Here is a 20,507-nt window from a genome sequence, read left to right on the forward strand (position 1 = left end):
GCTATGACGTGCCGGAGGCTTTTTTTCTAGTTGTTTTTTGTTTTTTATCTCCGGCTCCTTTCGGTTCAGCAGCTTGTGCAGGTGTGGCAGCCGGTGTCTCCCGGTTCGGCCTTCTGGTTCTGTCAATGCTGGCTTGCAGAGCGCTTACCAGGTCAATGACATCTTCACGAGGTGGCGCTTTATCAGGAGTGACGGCCGTTTCTTTATTTTCTAGCTTGTCGTTGACTCTTTGCAGCAGCGCCTGTCGGTACGTGTCTTCATATTTCTCAGGCTCAAACTCAGCAGTCAGTTGATCTATTAATGTGATAGCGGTTTGCAGTTCCTTATCGTTTACATTCGATTGATCAGGTACACCTGGGACATGAGCGGCGCTTCTGACCTCATCGGGATAATGGATAGACTCCATGACGATACAATTTTCATACACACGGAGAATCGCCAGCTGCTGCTTTGACCTGATTGTCATATTGGCGATACCGATCTTTCCGGTTGAGCGCAGCGCCTCACGCAGCAGGGTATAGGCCTTCGTCCCATTATCCCCGGGGCCGACAAAGTAGGAGCGGTTAAAATAAATCGGATCAATTTCCTGGAGCTGAACAAAGTCAACAATCTCAACCGCTTTCTCCTCATGCTCCTGTTTTAAGCTTTTTAAATCTTCGTCCGTCAGCACTACATATTTCCCTTTTACATATTCATATCCCTTCACAATTTCATCAGGACTAAGAGTTTTTTCGCAATTTGTGCAAACTTTCTCGTATTTGATTGGTGCGTGATCCTCTTTATGGAGGCTGCGCAGTTTAATATCTTTATCTTCTGTGGCCGCATATAGCTTGATGGGGATGTTTACTAATCCAAAGCTGATCGATCCCTTCCACATTGTATGCATATCGATAAACCCCTTTTTTTCTTTAGTGTGAAGAGAAGGAGTACGATTCATGTGTAGTAACTTATGGGTGAAAAAAAGCCGGCGCACTTATTGCGACGGCTGTTCAGTAATGAATTGTTCGAGCTGTTCCGGAGGTATTGGCCTGCTGAAAAAGAAGCCCTGCAAATGGTCGCAGCCTTTTTCAAAAAGAAGCTGCTTTTGAGCTGCATTTTCCACACCTTCGGCAATCACCTGCAAAGACAGCTGATGCCCCATGGCAATAATAGCTCCGGTAATTTGCTCTGATTTAGGATGGGTCTGAATATCGTCAATAAATGATTTGTCAATCTTCAGCCTGTGAATCGGGAAGTCCTTCAAATAGCTAAGAGAGCTGTGACCAGTACCGAAATCGTCAATACTGATTCTGATTCCTAATTCTGTTAGGGATGACAAAACCTTTTTGGAGTGATCGAGATTGTCCATTGTCATGCTTTCCGTCACCTCCACTTCAAGAAGCTGCGGAGGAAGCTGGTATTTATTAAGCGTATCCTTGATGAGGGGAATCAGATCTTTAGATTGGAACTGTCTGGCGGAAATATTAATGGCGACAGAAAGATCATAGCCTTTGTCATGCCAAATCCTTGCCTGCTTGCATGCTTCATCTATAATCCACTTTCCGATATCAATAATAAGTCCCGTTTCTTCCGCAACACCGATGAATTCTCCGGGCGGACGCAGCTGCCCGTCTGGTGTCACAAGGCGTATCAGTGCTTCTGCTCCTGTCATTTTTTGTTTTTTCACACTGAATTGCGGCTGATAATGCAAGACAAATCTATCGTTTTCGATTGCTTCTCTGAGTACCATCTCTTGGTTAAGCTTGACGGTTTCTTTGTTGCCGATTGAAAAAGAATAGTATCTGTATTTGCTTTTGTTTCGTTCTTTAGCCGCATACATCGCCATATCAGCCTTTTTCATCAATTCAAGGCCATCCGTCCCGTCTTTTGGAGATATCGCAATCCCGATACTGACAGATGTGACAAGGGTGTGATCTTGAATTTTGAAAGGTTTTTTGAATTTTTGGATAATTTTTCTTGCTAAAACATCTGCTTCGCCTGTTCCTGTATTGGCGTCTGTTAATATAATAATAAATTCATCACCGCCAAGACGGGCAATAAATCCGTTATCAGGGACTACAGATGACAGGCGTTTAGCTGCAAACTGAAGCAGTTGATCACCGACATTATGCCCTAATGCATCGTTAATCACTTTAAACCGGTTTAAGTCGAGAAAGAATACAACGGTGTTATAATGCAAGGAATGCTCGCGATTCAGCACCTTTGTTAGATGAGAGATGGCATGCCTTCTGTTAGGTAAGTCTGTAAGCGAATCATAATGAGCCATTCTATGGATTTCTTTTTCTGCTTTGTACTGCTTCGTCATGTCTTTGCAAATGACATAAATGCTGTCTAGTTCCTGATTGACCTCAACAGGTATAAGCGTAATATTTAAGTGAAACTGGCCTTTTTCAGTGATAAGATCGCTATCGCTGTTCATCGCTTGTTTATCTTTTTTAACTTGCTCAAAAAGGCGCTTAATCTTCTGTGATGTGTAATTCCTCCAGTCATGCATGCTGAAGCCAAATTTGCTGATCATTTCCTCACCAGCGTGATTGGAAGATATTATGTCTCCTTCTATTGATAAAATAAAGATTGCATCAATATTGTGGACGATTAAAGACTGAAATCGCTGTTCGTTATCCTTTATGCGTTCGCTCTGTTTAATAAACTTTCGATCTGCATGGGAACTGAATAACAATAACGTTTGGATACAAAAAATAATTAAAGTAACAAAAATTGACCAATGAAACGTTTGTACCTCCATATGGCTTCCGGGCGGAGCCATGTCCTTATGGAAAGTTGCCGCAAGCATCCCTGTGTAGTGCATGCCCGAAATCCCAATACCCATTACAATTGAACTGATGACTTTATAGAATATAAGATGCTCAGAATGTTTTTTCACGGCCAAGTCAAAGAATATTTTTAACGAGACGAAAGAGGCTGCAATCGCAATGATAATTGAAACTGTAAATAAAATCGGTTCGTAAATAATCATTACCCGGGAAATGGCAGACATTCCGATATAGTGCATAGAAGCAATAGATGCGCCAAGCACAACTGATCCGGTAAGCAGTCTGTAATATGTAAGAATGTGCCGGCTGACAAAGTATAATGACACAAATGATCCCGAAACAGATGCGCCAATGGCTGCCATTAAAGGCATGAATTCATATTCCATCGGCATTTCCATATGGACGGCCATCATCCCTACAAAATGCATTGACCAAATACCGAATCCCATAATAAGTGAGCCGCCGATCAGCCAAATTTTACTTTTTAAGCCTGTATTGATGGTGACTTTCCTGGAAAGTTCAAGGGAAATATACGAGGCGGTACAGGCAATTAGAATAGATAAACATATGAGCGTCGTATTATATGTAGCGTGTATTTCCAAATGGAGATTCCCCCCGTATCGTGTGTTCCAGTCTTGTTGACTCTCTTTATTATCGGCTGCTTAACCGCAGAGTTTCAGCCTTCAAAACGATAGAAATACGAGGGAGATCTATTTTTAGTTCAACTGACCGTGAAAAATGTGTTAAAATCATCTTGACGTTTTCCGAAAAAACAAAAATGTATGATACATAAACATGAAACAAGGGAGTTGGTGGCTATCGAAGAGCTGGTTATGTCATGGATAGAAGCATTTAAAAGCTTATCTTATTTTGGAATATTTCTAGCGCTCAGTATTGAGTTTATCCCGGCCGAAGTCGTTTTGCCGCTTGCGGGCTATTGGGTATCTAAAGGCGATATGACACTTGCCGGCGTTGTTTTGGCAGGATCGCTTGGGGGAGTGGCCGGTCCGCTTACGCTGTATTGGATAGGCCGGTACGGAGGAAGGCCGTTTCTTGAACGTTTTGGAAAGTATCTCTTTATTAAACCTGAAGCGCTTGATAAATCAGATAAATTTTTCAAAAAACATGGGGGCTTTGTCGCGTTCAGCGGGCGTTTCTTGCCTGGCATCAGGACATTGATTTCCATACCGTGCGGAATTGCAAAAATGAATGTTTGGGTGTTTTCGCTTTATACATTCATTGCTATGCTTCCGATTACATTTGTATATGTTTATCTCGGTGTGAAGCTCGGTGAAAATTGGAAGGAAGTCGGCTCTATTCTTGATCAATACATGCTTCCGATCGGGATAGCGATTTTGGCACTGTTCCTGCTCTACTTACTGTTGAAAAAGAGGAAGAAACGCACGCATTCCGAACAATTATCTGTATTTTTAAAAAATAAACGTTGACAAATCATTGCGCTGCGCATATCATTGACGTATAAAATCATATTTCTTGAAATCCCAAAGGGGAGTAGCGTCCGGAATGTATTCCGGAAACAAAGTCGTCATTTCATGGATTGTATCCATCGGCTTTGTTGGCATGCCTGAATTCATGTCTAGCAAGACCTTTGCCTTATGTCGGCAAAGGTCTTTTTTGCATGGTCCGGCCGGCATAAGATCGGATGAAGAGAAAGAAAACAACTTTTTTGGGAGGGTATCATTTATGGATGCAGCATTATTATTAGAGTATGGTTGGGTTCTTCTCGTCTTGATCGGGCTGGAAGGGATTTTAGCCGCCGATAACGCGCTGGTTATGGCGGTAATGGTAAAACATTTGCCGGAGGAAAAAAGAAAAAAAGCGTTATTTTATGGATTGGCAGGGGCTTTTGTTCTGCGATTTGGCTCTTTATTCGCCATTTCATTTTTGGTCAACGTATGGCAGGTTCAAGCGATTGGCGCGATCTATTTGCTGTATATCTCAGCAAGCCACTTATTGAAAAGATATGTATTTAAGAAAGAAGACACACATAAAGAGACAAAGCAAAGTGGTTTTTGGCCGACTGTTTTAAAAGTTGAACTGGCAGATATCGCGTTTGCTGTTGATTCCATCTTAGCAGCAGTAGCGCTGGCGGTTACACTTCCTGGGACATCACTCCCGAAGATCGGCGGACTTGACGGAGGACAATTTCTCGTCATTTTGGCCGGCGGTATCATCGGACTGGTGATCATGCGGTTTGCGGCTTCCATGTTTGTGAAGTTATTAAAGGAACGTCCAAGCCTAGAAACAGCAGCCTTTGTGATTGTCGGCTGGGTCGGGGTGAAGCTTGCTTTATATACGCTTGCCCATCGCGACATAGCGGTTGTTTCTGAGCACTTTATCCATTCTGGAACATGGAAGCTGATATTCTGGGGTGTCTTAGCAGCAATCGCGGTTTGCGGCTGGTTTATGTCAGGTGGGAAAAAACAGCCGGAGATCGCACAAAACGAACAAAAAAACAGCACCCGTGAACGGGCGTAATCTGAAAGACTCTGCTTAAAAGCAGAGTCTTTTTGTGTTTGAAGCGTTTTCATAAGCGAAATAAAATAACATTTTTATAACATCTTTGTTACAAAAAACACGCATAAAACCCCCTTAATTCTTTAGAAAGGCACGAAATCATGTATAGGACGTCAGAATGGTTTGTCATAATTGAGACATTGGAAATCAATATTTCTTTTTCTCCTTTGCGAATCCCTATCAAATTAGCTATCATTAATGAGTAGTTATAGGGAGGAACTGAGGTGAAACCAGTGCTTAGCCTTTTGTTTAAATTGGGAAAAAAGAAGCAAACACTTGAAAAAGCTGTTGAGAGTATACAAAAAGGCAATAAAGATCTGCAAAATGAATTAATACAGCAATATAAGCCATTTATCGCAAAGACGGTTTCATCCGTTTGTAAACGATATATAGATGAAAAAGACGATGAGTTCAGTATTGGACTGATCGCGTTTAATGAAGCTATAGAAAAATATTCACCTGAAAAAGGAAATTCTCTGCTCGCATTTGCTGAGCTTATTATAAAAAGAAAAGTCATTGATTACATTAGAAAAGAAGCCAGAAGCGCACAAAATATAAATATCGATTTACAGGAAGGAGACGATCAGGAGTCATCACAAAGCCTGATTGAAGCCGAGCTTTCCATAGATGAATACCGCCGTCAGATTGAACAGGAGCAGAGGCGGGAGGAAATCCTCTATTTTCAAAAGCAGCTCAAGGATTATGGTTTATCGTTTAAAGAACTGCTTGAAAATTCTCCAAAGCACACGGATGCAAGACAAAACGCCATAAAGGTGGCAATGACGCTTGTTGAACATGAAGAATTGGCCGCTATCCTGTATACAAAGAAGCAGCTTCCGGTCAAACAGCTTGAACAGCTTGTCTCTGTAAGCCGAAAAACGATTGAGAGAAACAGAAAATATATTATTGCGATGTGTATTATCATTACGGGTGATTATATTTATTTAAAAGATTATCTTAAAGGGGTGCTGCACTCATGAGAAGAGGGATTATAGTAGAGAAAAATAAAAAATTCGTCACGTTGCTGACCCCTGACGGACAATTTTTAAAAGCCAAAAATGATCGACACAGCTATGAAATCGGAGAAGAAATCATGCTTCCGAGTGAAACACGCATGGGCAGAAGGGCCAGCTTTTTTGATTTTTTTAAACTGCGCCCTTTCAAAATGGGGATTTTTACGATGACTGCTATTATGCTTTTTATATTTATAGTTCTCCCCGTTTTTTCTAATAATAAGGCCTATGCGTATATGACAATCGATATCAATCCAAGCGTCGAAATGGCGTTAAACAGTGATTATGAAGTGATTGAACTGACGCCTCTAAACGATGAGGGACAGAAAGTCGTGAATGATATAGATGATTGGGAGAAGACTGATTTTAAAAAGGTGATTGACGATATTATAACCGACTGCAGTGAACACGGGTATGTAAAGAAATCGAAAGAAATATTGATTTCCACTGTTTATGAAAACACAGAAGACAATACATATAAAAAGGCTGTGAAAAAACAGCTGAATGATGTGACTGAAAAATATAAAACGACATACCGCATGGAATCTCTCGAGTCAGATATGCAAACGAGGGAAAAAGCGAAGAAAGAAGGCGTCTCAACAGGCAGCTACATCAAATCAAATGAAAAGAATGACAATAAAGATTTAAAAGATGACTCCAGCAAACCATCCGGGGAAGAGGATCAAAAGAGTGATGAAAATGAGGATGAAAACACCGATCAAACTGACACCCAGGACAGCAAGCAAGGAGATAATGAACAGCTGAATGATGCGGATTCCGGAGACCAGAAAGAAGATAAAGCGGATGACCAGATTGATGATAGTGACAAAGATAAAAAAATAAAGGAATCAGATGAAAACACAAATACCGAAAAAGATGGGGACCATGAGCAAACCCCAATACAAGATCCTCAAGATAAAGGAAATGAAAATAACGGCGCTGACAAGGGCCAAAGCCAATATCACAGGGACTGGAACAATGGTGAACAAGGCAAGAACCGTTCTTCGTCCAGAAGGGATAACGCTTCAGACCGACGTAATCCAAACGGCTACAGCAGTGATAATAATTCAGCTCAAAATGAAGATTCGCCGAGTGCCCCCGGCGAATAAAGACCTGAATTTATTTAGTTGTGCCATTTAATTGTGATTGTGCTTGCTGTACCAGCCGCTTTGTCATTTCTCCGCCTACAGAGCCGTTAGCGCGTGCGACTGTATCAGAACCAAGGTTCACACCGAATTCTTGAGCCACTTCGAGTTTAAATTGGTCTAGTGCCTGCTCCACCCCTGGAACAACGAGTTTATTTCTGCTCGCCATCTTTTTCATCTCCTTTTTCGATAAAGAAATTCTTAACGCGTATTTAGTTTGAAATATACGGGGTTTATTTATGCTGGCAATTGTTGTGGAGAAAAATAAAACCCCGGCCTCTGAGCCGGGTGACGCAGACTATAGAATGTCTGCTGTCATTTTATGTGCGGTTGCCTGAATATGGAACGTCAAAATGGAGAGGACTGTAATGGCGATAATTTGTCTGATTTTAAGCCATTGGCTGTGATTCAGTTCTTCAAAACGGTGACGGAGACGCTCTGTCTCCTGTTCGGCGATCTCCTGCAGATTTGATTCTTTCATAGAAGGAGTTTCTTGGTGATGGATGGCATCAAGCACATATGCGCAGCTTTCATAATAAGCAATCGGGCTGATGACATCATCAGATCTGTCTGAGATTGTGTTAAAGGCCACTTTTAAAATAGCCCGTATGTGTTCAAAGTCATAAATGGATTTTAAATCACGTACAATTAAAAGAATAACTGCCTGTTCAACTGAGTATTTTTTGCCCAGCTCAGGGTGTCCGATCAGATCCTTGATATCACGCTTTACCCAGTTTTGAATCGCGGTTGACTTTAACGAAGTCAGCTCGCACAAGTTGCCAAGCTCTACGATTTCATTTGTAGAAAGACCGTATTCTTTTTTCTGTTTTTTTCGTTCATATCTTGTAAGAAATTCAGGAATTTCTAGATGATTGGCTGCTTTTTCTGCTGACATATTCGCTGATTGGACGAGAATGTCGAGCGGGCTATGTTCTCCTTGTCCTTTTAGGGAATAGAGCAGCCGCACCATATCGGTTCGAGAGAGTTTAAAAATGTTCATTGTTCACCTCGTTAGACAATTTGACGCGGATATAGGTCTATGTATAAATTCAAAGTTCAAGCGTCAGCAAATTACATTAACATCATACGTCGAATTCCTTGCATTTTCAAATGGATGTTTTATAATTTAAATATACGGGTTCTTTTGAACTTAAAATAACGGAGGTTGTTATGGCGAAAAGAATTTTTCTGTTTATTCTAACGAATATTTTGGTGCTTACAACAATCGGGATCGTTTTGTCTGTTTTAAGCTCTGTTACAGGAGTCGGGACGTACTTTACAGCTGATGGCGGTATCGATCCAATGGCGCTTCTTGTGTTCAGTTTAGTTGTTGGATTTGTCGGTTCCTTTACATCTCTTGCGATGTCCAGATGGATGGCAAAGACGATGATGGGCGTCAGAGTGCTGAATCCGAAAAAACACTCGCTCAGCTATGAGGAACAGCAATTGGTTGATCGTGTTCACAGATTAAGCCGCTCTGCCGGTTTAACGAAAATGCCGGAAGTCGGGATTTACCGTTCACCTGAAGTAAACGCGTTTGCGACTGGACCGTCAAAACGCCGTTCACTTGTCGCAGTATCGTCAGGGCTGCTGGAGCAGATGGATGACGCGGCGGTTGAAGGTGTGCTTGCCCACGAGGTCGCGCATATCACAAATGGTGATATGGTAACAATGACGCTTTTACAAGGTATCGTTAATACTTTTGTCGTCTTTTTATCGCGTATCGCCGCTTGGATAGCAAGCCGTTTTGTCAAAGAAGATCTAGCGCCGATCGTTCATTTTATTGCAATGATTATTTTTCAGATTGTCTTTTCGATACTTGGCAGCCTGGTTGTGTTTGCGTATTCACGCCATCGTGAATTCCATGCTGACAGGGGAGGAGCGGATCTTGCCGGCAAGGATAAGATGATTCATGCGCTTCGGACGCTTAAAAGCTATTCTTCCCGGATTATGGAAGATGATCAGACAGCTGTCCAAACGTTAAAGATTAATGGCAAGAAGCGCTCTTCACTTTTCTCTACTCACCCTGATTTAGATGAGCGAATCAGACGGCTGGAAGCTAAATAATACAAACACATTGTTCCTCTGAGAGAATTCTCAGAGGTTTTTTATTTTATCCATTGACTAAAATCATAAAAAAATAAGCAAGTTAAGAAAATGTTTCGTAAAAGCCTTTAAAAATGGACCTAATATCTTTAGAATAATTACCGTACTTAAAAAGAGAGGCAGAAGGATTTTACATGAGATTAAAGTTTGGAAAATTGATACAGGCCTTGTCACCGGCCCAGCTGATCGCATTATATTATTTTCTTGCAGTTACTGTGGCCGTTATATTGCTGAGTTTGCCGGCGGCCCATAAACCGGGGGCGGATTGGACGTTTATTGATGCGCTTTTTACAGCTGTCAGTTCAGTCAGCGTAACGGGGCTGACGGTAGTTGATACAGCTGATACATTCAGCACAATAGGGATTTTTATATTAGCATTTGTTCTGCAATTTGGCGGAATCGGAATTATGACGCTCGGAACGTTCATTTGGCTGATCATGGGAAAACGAATCGGGCTGAAAGAACGGAAGCTGATTATGGTTGATCAAAACCAATCCCAGTTTTCAGGAATTGTCAATCTGATGAAGCAGGTACTGTTTCTGATCTTGTGGATTGAATTTTTTGGCGGGCTGATTCTCGGCACATATTTCTTAACCTACTATGACTCCTATCAGGAAGCCTATTTACACGGATTTTTTGCCAGTATCAGTGCAACGACAAACGGCGGATTTGATATTACCGGTAATTCGATGATTCCATTTCGCCACGATTACTTTGTGCAGTTTATTACAATGCTTTTAATTATATTTGGAGCGATTGGATTTCCCGTGCTTGTTGAAGTAAAGGATTTCCTGTTTTCAAAGCATCGGCGTTATCCATTTACGCTTTTTACAAAGATCACGACGATTACGTTCGGCTCACTTGTCTTGTTTGGAGCCATTGGCATCTTTGCCCTGGAAGCAAACCATGCGTTCGCAGGAAAATCATGGCATGATATTTTGTTTTTGTCCCTGTTTCAATCAACGGCAACCCGAAGCGGGGGACTGGCAACACTCGATATCAGCCAATTATCAGATTCCACACTCTTTTTTATTTGTGCGCTGATGTTTATTGGAGCGTCGCCAAGCTCAGTTGGGGGAGGCATACGTACAACGACTTTTGCTTTGAACCTTCTTGCGCTGTTTCATTTTGCCCGCGGCAATAAGGCCGTAAAGGTATTCAAACGGGAGCTTCACCCTGCTGACTTGATGAAGTCGCTTGTTGTCACGATGATGGCGATCCTGCTCGTTTTTGGCGCGACACTCATTCTGACCATTACAGAAAAACATTCCCTGCTGGAGCTTTTGTTTGAAGTGTGCTCGGCATTCGGTACAACCGGTCTGTCGCTTGGAATTACGGCAGATTTGAGCAGTGTTGGAAAATGTGTCATTATGATTGTCATGTTTATCGGGCGAATCGGCATCCTGACCTTCCTGTATCTGATCGGAAGAAAGGAAATTGAAGCGAATTATCACTATCCGAAGGAAAGAGTGATTATCGGATAGGCAAAACACCGCATATTTTGCGGTGTTTTTTGATTGCCAAAAAAAAGATGTGTGCCTTCTGTTCAGTTGGAGAACCTAACTTCGACAGGTGCAATTAACGCTCCTGCATCTTGAAGTGAGTAAAATGTCTGAAAACTGGCGAGGAGGATTCGTATGAAGCGTAAAGCTGAAGTGAATGAAGCCATTAAAAATAACAATACACCTACCGAGAGCATGGACCCCAATTCATATAAGACACAATATCATGACGACCCCAATTTTAGAGGGGCAAACCGCAATTCCAAACAGGGCCAGCAGGGAGGCATGTAATTGTGAAGAAAAACCGTCATAGCAGAGACATGCAAAATCATAAAAAGCCTATGAATAAAAAGGTGCTGGAGGAAGAGTTCTCAAGTGAACTTGGGGATTACAATGCCGGAAAGATCATCGAAACGCTGGAAGTCACCAAGCCTGAAAAGAAAAAAGAAAAAAACAAAAAACAACAATAAAAAAGACCTCTTAGGCGGCGTCCCGCTTAAGAGGTGCTTTTCTATTTTAAATAAGCATTTTTGCCCGTTCCTCTGACAAATTGCAATAAGCTGGTCATCCTCAGCTCAATGAAGGGCTGAGCGACTGTCTTAACAAAGTTGCTGGAGAGGACTGATGTCAGGGCTGCTGTTAAAAGCAAGAGGATCACTAAGCTTTGATAGTCAGTAAGCCAATCCTCAAGCCCGACCTGCCGTAATGTTTTAATAATAAACCCGTGAAGCAGATACACGTAAAATGTCCGGGTTCCCCATCTGGTAAAGAAATACCGTTTTTGCGGAACAAGCGCTAAAAAGCTGAAGGTTGCCCCAAAGGCGAGTACATACCAGCCGATTCGGGATAGTCCGCTTACCAGGGTAACGTCTCCAAATGAAGAATACGGTTTTGAACCAAACAGAAAAGAATAGTCAAAATCAATGCCCCAGCAGATGACGAATACGGCGGCAAGCACTCCGAGCGCAATTTGTTTGCCGCGTTTTGATCTCAATAAATCAAAATGATGTTTATTTAAATAAAAACCGACAAGGAACATCGGTAAGAATACGAATGTCCGTGACAAGCTCAGCGTGCTGCTGACAAAGTCCAGATAACCGATCAGCACGGCGATTCCGCAGCTGACAAACAGCGCCCACTGCTTTGAAAGCTTTGAAAAAGGATATAGGAGCAGGTTCCAAAAGAATAAGCTTACAAGAAACCATAACGACCATTGCGGATCAATCGGGTTCACATTTGCCATGCTTTCATCTTGCATAATGTAATAAAAGACGGAATAAATGATTTGGAAAATCAAATACGGAATAATCAGCTTGACCGCCAGCTTTTTTACATATCCCGCCCGTTTAAAGCCTTTCGCGAAATAACCGGATACAAGAATAAATGCAGGCATATGGAATGTGTAAATGAACTTGTAGAGGTAGAGCATAAAATGATTATCATTAATAAAGGAACGAAGGATATGACCGAATACAACAAGGAATATCAATAAAAATTTTGCGTTATCGAAATAACTGTCCCGCGATTTACTCATAGCATCACCTTCTCTTTCATCAGTCACTAAGAGATTATTCCCTGCTGGTACATATTTTAAAATAAAAGATGAAAAAGGAATCTAAAAAAATGCTGATTGTTAGGTCGATGTAAAGTGACGGTAAGGATCGTAGAAAATGTCTTCGTAATGTAATGGCGCTGAAATTTTCTGAAATTTATAGGGCAAATGAAGGAAGTTCCCGCATTTTGTAGAAATATTGAGGGATAGGTTTTGAAGAAGGAGTGTACATGCATGGAAACTCTTGGTGTCCAGACAAACTCGGAGCTGCGAGAGGAACTGAATCGCCTCAAAGAAGAAAACGCGCGACTGAAAAAGGAATTGAATCAGCATCAAGTGATTGTCAACAATACGCTCGATGCTATTTTTATTTGTGATAACGAAATGCGGATTGTTCAGGCAAATGAAGCAACAGAAAGGATGCTTCAAGTTGACTCGGAAGATTTGAAAAAGCGTTCTGTTTTGGATTTTTTGTTTTCAATCCCAAAGGATGAACTGAATCTTTCCGTAAAGAAGTTTTTTAAAAAAGGCTTTCTGTGGAAGGAGGTTCCGATCAGGCTTGATTGCGGGGCAACAAAATACATAGAGTTTCTGGCCAAAAGAGGCATTGGTGAGGATTTCTTTTTTGTTGTCATGAGGGACATATCTTCTAAGAAGATTCTGGAGCGGGAATTCTCTATGAATGAACAGCTTTTTAAGGACTTGTTTGACAGAGCAGTTGACGGAATCGTCCTGTTTGATAAAGATGGCGGTTTTATTGATGCCAATTTGTCCTTTTGTAAAAGCTTTGAAATCAATCATAATGAGCTGTCTCATTTATCTTTGTATGAGTTTATAGACAGCGGCTCACGAAAAGATTTCGACAATATCTGGAAGGCGCTCAACCGCAAGGGAAAAGCGAAGGGGGAGCTGCCTGTCAAGCTTCGTTCAGGAGTTCAAAAACTATTTGAATTCACGATTACATCAAACATCATCAGCGGTTTTTATATGTCCATTATGAGGGATATCACAGAGAAGCGGTCTATGGAGCTGCAGCTCTTTAAAAGTGAGGAGCGCTTCAGAGAAATCTTTGAAAATGCAATGGACGCCATCATCATCTGGTCGAATGACGGAAGAATCGTAAAAGCGAATCAATCAGCCTGTAAAATTTTTGAGCTGCCGATGAATTTGCTGTTGAAAAGAAAGCTGTGTGATTTTCTCGTTGACTCGCAGCAGAAATACAGCATAACGAAAAGGAAATACGCAAAATACGGAGAGATCAGAGAAGAGCTGCTGTTTCAAATGGGGAACGGGCAATTCAAAGAGCTTGAATTTACTTCAAAACGGACAATCCTTGAAAATCAGCATTTGACGATCTTAAGAAATGTAAGCGACAGAAAGCGGATGGAAAAGGAGCTTCGGGAAAGCGAGCTTAAATTCAGAAAAGTGTTCAACGGCTCAATGGACGGCAATGTATTGTTCGACAATCAATACAGGATCATCGACGCCAACCCGTTAGCAAGCCATATTTTGGGACTGTCACATGAAGAGATAAAACAGCACAGCCTGTTAGATATTATTTCTGCTTATGAAATAGAAAATCTGGCATCACCGGCAAGGCAGATTAATTTTGAAGAAATGGACAACGAAATTCCATTTTTGCTGAGCAGCGGTGATAACAGAAAACTCGAATTCTCATTTAAACGGAATATTATTCAAAATATGAACTTGGCTATCTTTAAAGACGTAACAGAGCGAAAAGAATTGGAGGAACGCCTGCGCAAATCAGATACCCTTCATGTTGTCGGCGAACTTGCAGCCGGCATTGCTCATGAAATCAGAAATCCGATGACTGCTCTTAAAGGCTTCATTCAGCTTTTGAAAGGGAGTGTCGAGGGAGACTACGCCCTTTACTTCAACGTGATCACCTCAGAACTAAAGCGCATCGAATCCATCATCACCGAATTCTTGATTTTAGCCAAGCCCCAGGCCATTATGTATGAGGAAAAACATGTTACCCAAATTATGAGGGACACGATAGACCTTCTAAATGCGCAAGCCAATCTCAGCAATGTACAAATGCAACTTGATTTAATTGACGACATTCCCCCGATTTACTGTGAACCGAATCAGCTGAAACAGGTTTTTATCAATATATTAAAAAACGCCATCGAAGTGATGCCTGACGGCGGAAATATTTTTGTAACGATAAAGGCATTGGATCCAGATCATGTTCTTATCTCCTTAAAAGACGAGGGAATCGGAATGACAGAAGATAAATTAAAGCGACTTGGTGAACCGTTTTATACGACAAAGGAACGGGGAACTGGACTTGGGCTTATGGTAAGCTATAAAATTATTGAAGAACATCAAGGCGAAATTATGGTAGAAAGTGAAGAAGGGAAGGGCACCGTTTTCCATATTACGCTTCCTGTCAGACAGAATGCTGAAGAAAGAAGGAATGATGAATGAACTACTATACGACAGCCGAAACGCCGCTCGGTGAACTTATCATTGCCGAAGAGGAGGATCTGATCACTCGTCTATTTCTCAGTCAGGAAGATTGGGTGGATTGGAAAGAAACGGTTCAGAATACTGAGCACAAGGAAACACCTAATCTTGCAGAAGCGAAACAACAGCTTCAAGAATATTTCGCAGGCGAAAGAAAGACATTCTCCCTGCCGCTCAGCCAAAAGGGCACTCCTTTTCAGCAAAAAGTGTGGCAGGCGCTGGAGAGGATTCCATATGGTGAATCCCGAAGCTATGCGGATATTGCCGCTGCGGTCGGCAGTCCGAAAGCGGTGCGGGCTGTCGGACAGGCTAATAAACGTAACGACCTGCCGATTTTTATCCCGTGCCACAGAGTGATCGGCAAAAACAGTGCGTTAACAGGATACGCCGGAAGCAAAACCGAGATCAAAGCATTTTTGCTAAACATCGAGCGAATCTCCTATAAAGAAAAATAAAACATATGGCACGTTCCCTTTTTTTTACGGCCGACATATCATTTTATTAAGTTAAAAAAGTTGGTCTGATGAAAAAGGAGGACAAAGCAATTGAAGCCGAGCCGCTCTGAGAAACTTGCCGTTTTTGCCGAACTGTTTGTGAAACTGCATATCTTATCAAGCGCTCAAAAAGATGAAATCATCAATGTTAACAAAAAGAAACAAAAAAACCGCTGACTCGGCTCCAAATGAGCAAAGTCCAGCGGTTTTTTAATGCACCTTTTCTCCTCTAAACAGCTGTTCAATCTCTTCTTCATAGTTTCCGGTCATAATCCCTTTTTCTGTGATGATTCCTGAAATGAGATCATGAGGTGTAATGTCGAAAGCGGGATTAAAGACAGGCACATTGGATGGAGCGGTCCGAACTCCGGAAATCTGCCTGACTTCCTCGGGATCCCGTTCCTCTATCGGGATATCAGCGCCGCATTTGACCTTTGTATCAAATGTAGATAAAGGTGCGGCGACAAAAAACGGAATATCAAAGGCGTTTGCTAAAATAGCAAGACCGTATGTGCCGATTTTATTTGCCGTATCACCGTTCTTTGCAATTCGGTCGGCTCCGACGATAACAGCGGAAATTTGTTTTTCCTTCATCGTATGGGCGGCCATGCTGTCTGTGATCAGAGTGACATCAATGCCCCCCTGCATCAGCTCCCAAGCAGTAAGGCGTGAACCTTGCAGGACAGGCCTTGTTTCACAGGCATAAATGTGCAATCCCAAATCTTTTTGTTTGGCCAAGTAAAACGGAGCTAGCGCCGTTCCATAGCGGCTTGTCGCGATTGAGCCGGCATTGCAGATTGTCATGATCCTGTCGCCTTTTTTGAAAAGCTGCAGGGCGTTTTGGCCGATCAACCGGCACGTTTCCTCATCCTCGACCTGAATCTGAATGGCTTCATGGACAAGGTTTGTTTTTGCTTCATTTACGGAAATCGCGTTTTCGACCGAATGACTCAGTCTCTCAAGCGCCCATGACAAATTAATGGCGGTAGGCCGTGAGCTGTTTAAATATTGTTTGATGTCTTCCAGTCTGCGGCGGAATTCCGTGACATTATCTGTTTCAATGTTTTTGGCAGCAAGCGCTAGTCCGAAGGCAGCCGTAATGCCGATCGCCGGAGCGCCCCTTACTTTGAGCGTGACAATCGCATCAAATACATCCTCTTTCGTCGTCAGCTCTAAATATTCCGTCTCATCAGGAAGCTTTTGCTGATTTAAAATGGTAATAGCTGTTTCTTTCCATTCAACAGAACGTGGAACAGCAAATGAATGGGTCATGAATGGATCATTCCTTTACAAGTAACTTAAATAATTCAATAACATCTGTTATCGTTTTGAATTCCGAACGTTTTTCGATAAAGGCTGTGCCGGTTTCGAGCGCCAGGCGTTTTCTGCCGATTCGTTTATCAAACGGCACGATCGTATCCAGGTCAGCTACATGGGCAAGGCCGATCGTGCGTCGTATCAGCTCACAGCCCGCAAATCCGATTGCTTCTTCAAAAATATGGCTGAGTGTATCAGTGAGGTAACCGTCGATGTTGGCGTAAACATCCAGACTGTCCTTCTGCCAGGCTTCACTAAACGTCTTTTCAAACGTTTCCCAGACCTGGTTGACATGTTCATATAACGGCTCTCTGTCAGCCCCGTCACGGCTGAGTGCGTTCAAAAATAAGTTGGCGATAAATTGCCCTACATCAAAGCCGATCGGTCCGTAAAAAGCAAACTCAGGATCAATCACCTTTGTTTCGTGTTCACTTGCGAAAATGCTTCCTGTATGCAAATCACCATGAATCAACGTTTCTGCAGACGTTAAAAATGACTTTTTCAGCTTAGCGGCTTCGATTTTAACGCTGTCATTATTCCAAAGCTTTTCGACAAAAGGACGGAGCTCTTCTTCAAAATCATTTGTGTCATGGTCGAAGAAAGGATCTGTAAAAACAAGTCTTTCCGTAATGTCGCATAGCTCTGGATTTGTAAACTGTTTAACAAGCTGTTTTTTCACCTTAGGTTCAAGCGCGTAATCTGATGAGTAGAATAGTGTTTTTCCTAAAAATTCACCGATGTGCTGTGACAGATGAGGATAGTTTTCACCCTCAATGAGTCCTTTTCTTGCGATCTTGAGGTGAGAGAGATCCTCCATGACGGTAACCGCCATTTCCGTATCAGAATAAAACACTCTTGGAACCAGGTGAGGCACATGCTCGCCCTGACGGATGAGAGCGCTGCTTTCGATTCTTGCACGGTCGATTGTCAGCGGCCAGCTTTCTCCCACCACTTTTGCATACGGAACCGCCTGTTTAATGATCAATGCTCTGTCATGTTCTTGATCATAAATATGAAAAACGTAATTTAAGTTGCCGTCTCCGATCTCCTGGCATGTCAGCGTGCTTTTGCTTGGAAAAAGGCCAAGCTTCACCGCCAACGCCACAGCGGAGCTTTCATTTAACGTTTCGTATAAAGGTGTTTTTGTGACTCCCATCATCATAACCTCCAATTATGTAATCACTTAATATGTGGCCGTAAAAAAGCCTCCTTCTCAGAGAGAAGGAGGCTTAACATCTATGTCCGCCTCTCTTATCTCTCAGATCAGATCTGAATGGAATTAGCACCGTGCCTTAAGAGACTAGCGTCTCGGCGCGAAAAAGATGCGCCCCATTTCACAATGGAATTACGGTCGGTTGCTGTTGGGGTCAAAAGGCCAAATCCCTCGCCCAACTCTCGATAAGAGAATATATTCACTTGTTTGACAATTCTAATTTATCAGTTGATGAACATGGTAACAGGTAATTTAGTTAGTTGTCAATATATTTTTTAATATAAATCTTTTCTGATATCATCGAAAACAGGAATGCTCTCCCGAACTTCTGCGCTTTCTTGAAGGTCAATTTCCGCTCGGACTATGCCTTCTTCCCGGCCGCCTTCAGCAAGTACACGCCCCCATGGATCAATAATCAGACTATGACCTGCAAATTCATTATCCGGATTTGAACCGGTACAATTGCAGGCTGCGACAAAGCATTGGTTTTCAATGGCCCGCGCAATAAGCAGGCTTTTCCAATGATCAAGGCGGGGAAGAGGCCATTCAGCAGAAATAAACAGCACGTTGGCGCCTTTTGTCGTATGTTTTCTGATCCATTCCGGAAAACGGATATCGTAACAGATCAATCCTGAGCTTTTGACGCCGTCAAGCTCAAAGTATCCGTCTTCGGAACCGGCTGATAAATACAGATGCTCATCCATCAGCTGAAAAAGATGGGCTTTTCTGTACTCTTTAATGATTTGCCCTTCCTTATCCGCGATGTACATTGTATTATAAACATCAGAATTCTCCCTGACAGCGACCGATCCGGCGACAATATGAACACCATGTTTTTTTGCCGTTTTCTTCAGCCAGCTCTGAGCGGAGCGGCCGTCTTCGTCAGCGAGTTCATCAAGATTGGCCAGATCATATCCGGTCGTCCATAATTCAGGCAGAACAAGAACATCAGCATGTTTGCTTTCTTTTTCGATGAAAAATTCAGCTTTTTTTATATTTTCCGAAGGTTTTCCGTATGAAATATCAAATTGAAGACAAGATATCGTCCATTTCATCTTTTTAACACCCCAAATTTTTCTTTACTTTTTTCATTTAACCATATATGATGATGGACTATCATTTCAAGATTTTTTTAGAAGGTGAGAATAGATGAAATTTGAACAGTCTCATGTATTGAAGGAATTGCCTAAACAATTCTTCGCTTCTCTGGTGCAGAAAGTGAACCGAAAGCTCGCAGAAGGACATGACGTTATCAATCTAGGACAGGGAAATCCAGATCAGCCGACTCCTGAACATATTGTCGAGGAGATGAAACGAGCTGTTGCTGATCCTGAGAATCATAAATATTCGTCTTTTCGCGGCTCATACCGTCTGAAGTCAGCGGCTGCTGCATTTTACAAAAGAGAATACGGCATTGATCTGGATCCGGAAACCGAAGTCGCTGTATTATTCGGCGGAAAAGCCGGTCTAGTCGAGCTCCCGCAATGCTTGTTGAATCCCGGTGATACGATTTTGGTTCCCGATCCGGGTTATCCTGATTACTGGTCGGGTGTCACACTTGCAAAAGCAAAGATGGAAATGATGCCGCTCGTAAAGGACAGGGCGTTTCTCCCTGATTACAGCAGCATAGCCGCTGAAGCAAGGGAACAGGCGAAATTGATGTATTTAAATTATCCGAATAATCCGACCGGAGCTGTTGCTACTTCCGAGTTCTTTGAAGATACCGTGCGTTTTGCGACTGAAAACGGAATCTGCGTCGTTCACGATTTTGCTTACGGCGCTGTAGGATTTGACGGCTGCAAGCCTTTAAGCTTTTTGCAGACTGAAGGTGCGAAGGATATCGGAATTGAAATTTACACGCTGTCAAAAACGTATAACATGGCAGGATGGCGGGTTGGCTTTGCCGTCGGAAACGCTTCGGTCATTGAAGCGATCAATCTTTATCAAGACCATATGTTTGTCAGTCTTTTCAGAGCGACTCAGGAGGCTGCAGCAGAGGCACTGTTAGCCGATCAGACGTGTGTGGCAGAGCAAAATGCCAGATATGAGAGCAGGAGAAACGCTTGGATCACGGCATGCCGGGAAATCGGCTGGGATGTAACAGCTCCTGCAGGTTCTTTTTTTGCATGGCTGCCTGTGCCTGAAGGCTATACTTCTGAGCAGTTCTCAGATCTTTTGCTGGAAAAAGCGAATGTGGCGGTTGCGGCTGGAAATGGCTTCGGTAAATATGGCGAGGGCTACGTCAGAGTCGGACTTTTAACAAGTGAAGAAAGACTTAAGGAAGCCGCTTATCGAATTGGCAAACTGAACCTGTTTACCCAAAAAAGCATTGACAAGACCTTATAACGATGGGATAATTCAAA

20 protein-coding genes and 1 riboswitch are annotated in these 20,507 nt (G+C 42.4%); of the genes, 12 read left to right on the top strand and 8 right to left on the bottom strand.

Annotated elements, in window-relative coordinates; all coding sequences use genetic code 11:
• Position 1: 1 nt before the first annotated feature.
• Both MHH79_RS07280 and MHH79_RS07285 read right to left on the bottom strand, forming a co-directional pair.
• Positions 2-937 (bottom strand): Ku protein, encoded by a 936-nt coding sequence (locus MHH79_RS07280; RefSeq protein WP_080344191.1) that lies wholly within the window; start codon positions 935-937, stop codon positions 2-4.
• Positions 938-973: 36 nt separating this feature from the next.
• On the bottom strand, positions 974-3,376 hold the full coding sequence (locus MHH79_RS07285) for an EAL domain-containing protein (RefSeq protein WP_340035072.1): 2,403 nt from the start codon (positions 3,374-3,376) through the stop codon (positions 974-976).
• Between the two features lie 180 nt (positions 3,377-3,556).
• Here MHH79_RS07285 and MHH79_RS07290 point away from each other — a divergent pair, with 180 nt between their 5' ends.
• The 4 genes from MHH79_RS07290 (at position 3,557) to rsgI (ending at position 7,434) form a co-directional block, all read left to right on the top strand.
• Complete coding sequence (locus MHH79_RS07290; RefSeq protein ID WP_041518224.1) at positions 3,557-4,222, top strand: DedA family protein; 666 nt, start codon at positions 3,557-3,559, stop codon at positions 4,220-4,222.
• Positions 4,223-4,298: 76 nt separating this feature from the next.
• On the top strand, positions 4,299-5,273 hold the full coding sequence (locus MHH79_RS07295) for a TerC family protein (protein WP_251218364.1): 975 nt from the start codon (positions 4,299-4,301) through the stop codon (positions 5,271-5,273).
• Positions 5,274-5,536: 263 nt separating this feature from the next.
• Positions 5,537-6,292 (top strand): RNA polymerase sigma factor SigI, encoded by a 756-nt coding sequence (gene sigI, locus MHH79_RS07300; RefSeq protein ID WP_003245855.1) that lies wholly within the window; start codon positions 5,537-5,539, stop codon positions 6,290-6,292.
• Positions 6,289-7,434 carry an anti-sigma-I factor RsgI gene (gene rsgI, locus MHH79_RS07305; protein WP_014476612.1) on the top strand — a complete coding sequence of 382 codons (1,146 nt, stop codon included), beginning with the start codon at positions 6,289-6,291 and terminating at the stop codon, positions 7,432-7,434. The genes sigI and rsgI overlap by 4 nt, the downstream gene beginning before the upstream one ends.
• Positions 7,435-7,444: 10 nt before the next feature.
• Here rsgI and sspD read toward each other — a convergent pair whose 3' ends face one another.
• Together sspD and htpK are read right to left on the bottom strand one after the other, a co-directional pair.
• Positions 7,445-7,639 (bottom strand): acid-soluble spore protein SspD, encoded by a 195-nt coding sequence (gene sspD, locus MHH79_RS07310; protein WP_003218568.1) that lies wholly within the window; start codon positions 7,637-7,639, stop codon positions 7,445-7,447.
• A gap of 129 nt (positions 7,640-7,768) precedes the next feature.
• Positions 7,769-8,470, bottom strand: coding sequence for a transcriptional regulator HtpK (gene htpK, locus MHH79_RS07315; protein WP_015483158.1), 702 nt, complete (start codon positions 8,468-8,470; stop codon positions 7,769-7,771).
• A 170-nt stretch (positions 8,471-8,640) separates the two neighbouring features.
• Here htpK and htpX point away from each other — a divergent pair, with 170 nt between their 5' ends.
• From htpX to MHH79_RS07335, 4 genes are all read left to right on the top strand, one after another.
• Positions 8,641-9,537 carry a protease HtpX gene (gene htpX / locus MHH79_RS07320; protein WP_003232513.1) on the top strand — a complete coding sequence of 299 codons (897 nt, stop codon included), beginning with the start codon at positions 8,641-8,643 and terminating at the stop codon, positions 9,535-9,537.
• A gap of 173 nt (positions 9,538-9,710) precedes the next feature.
• Complete coding sequence (gene ktrD / locus MHH79_RS07325; protein ID WP_015383499.1) at positions 9,711-11,060, top strand: Ktr system potassium transporter KtrD; 1,350 nt, start codon at positions 9,711-9,713, stop codon at positions 11,058-11,060.
• Positions 11,061-11,213: 153 nt separating this feature from the next.
• A complete protein-coding gene (locus tag MHH79_RS07330; protein ID WP_003232510.1) occupies positions 11,214-11,369 on the top strand; it encodes a hypothetical protein in 156 nt (51 codons plus the stop codon).
• A 2-nt stretch (positions 11,370-11,371) separates the two neighbouring features.
• Positions 11,372-11,548: a hypothetical protein gene (locus tag MHH79_RS07335; protein WP_003245411.1), complete on the top strand. Its 177-nt coding sequence runs from the start codon at positions 11,372-11,374 to the stop codon at positions 11,546-11,548.
• 41 nt (positions 11,549-11,589) lie between these two features.
• Here the strand turns inward: MHH79_RS07335 and MHH79_RS07340 are convergent, their stop codons facing one another.
• Positions 11,590-12,612: an acyltransferase family protein gene (locus tag MHH79_RS07340; protein WP_015252222.1), complete on the bottom strand. Its 1,023-nt coding sequence runs from the start codon at positions 12,610-12,612 to the stop codon at positions 11,590-11,592.
• 252 nt (positions 12,613-12,864) lie between these two features.
• On the opposite strand from MHH79_RS07340, the gene kinE reads away from it, so the two are divergent.
• From kinE to MHH79_RS07355, 3 genes are all read left to right on the top strand, one after another.
• Positions 12,865-15,081, top strand: coding sequence for a sporulation two-component system sensor histidine kinase KinE (gene kinE, locus MHH79_RS07345; protein WP_063336184.1), 2,217 nt, complete (start codon positions 12,865-12,867; stop codon positions 15,079-15,081).
• On the top strand, positions 15,078-15,575 hold the full coding sequence (gene ogt, locus MHH79_RS07350) for a methylated-DNA--protein-cysteine methyltransferase (RefSeq protein ID WP_181219011.1): 498 nt from the start codon (positions 15,078-15,080) through the stop codon (positions 15,573-15,575). Before kinE ends, ogt begins: the two co-directional genes overlap by 4 nt.
• 90 nt (positions 15,576-15,665) lie before the next feature.
• The gene (locus MHH79_RS07355) at positions 15,666-15,791 is read left to right on the top strand and encodes a hypothetical protein (protein WP_003232500.1); all 126 of its coding nucleotides are present in this window, start codon (positions 15,666-15,668) and stop codon (positions 15,789-15,791) included.
• 33 nt (positions 15,792-15,824) lie between these two features.
• Here the strand turns inward: MHH79_RS07355 and mtnA are convergent, their stop codons facing one another.
• The 3 genes from mtnA to MHH79_RS07370 form a co-directional block, all read right to left on the bottom strand.
• Positions 15,825-16,886: an S-methyl-5-thioribose-1-phosphate isomerase gene (gene mtnA, locus MHH79_RS07360; protein ID WP_021479417.1), complete on the bottom strand. Its 1,062-nt coding sequence runs from the start codon at positions 16,884-16,886 to the stop codon at positions 15,825-15,827.
• Positions 16,887-16,893: 7 nt separating this feature from the next.
• Positions 16,894-18,087 (bottom strand): S-methyl-5-thioribose kinase, encoded by a 1,194-nt coding sequence (mtnK, locus tag MHH79_RS07365; protein WP_251218365.1) that lies wholly within the window; start codon positions 18,085-18,087, stop codon positions 16,894-16,896.
• A gap of 92 nt (positions 18,088-18,179) precedes the next feature.
• A riboswitch (SAM riboswitch) is annotated at positions 18,180-18,336 on the bottom strand.
• 83 nt (positions 18,337-18,419) lie between these two features.
• Positions 18,420-19,199: a carbon-nitrogen family hydrolase gene (locus tag MHH79_RS07370; protein ID WP_047182533.1), complete on the bottom strand. Its 780-nt coding sequence runs from the start codon at positions 19,197-19,199 to the stop codon at positions 18,420-18,422.
• Positions 19,200-19,293: 94 nt separating this feature from the next.
• Here MHH79_RS07370 and mtnE point away from each other — a divergent pair, with 94 nt between their 5' ends.
• Positions 19,294-20,490, top strand: a complete 1,197-nt coding sequence (mtnE, locus tag MHH79_RS07375) for a methionine-glutamine aminotransferase (RefSeq protein ID WP_015383505.1) — start codon at positions 19,294-19,296, stop codon at positions 20,488-20,490.
• Positions 20,491-20,507: the final 17 nt, after the last annotated feature.

The organism is Bacillus sp. FSL K6-0993, assembly GCF_037977205.1.
Lineage (GTDB): Bacteria > Bacillota > Bacilli > Bacillales > Bacillaceae > Bacillus > Bacillus subtilis.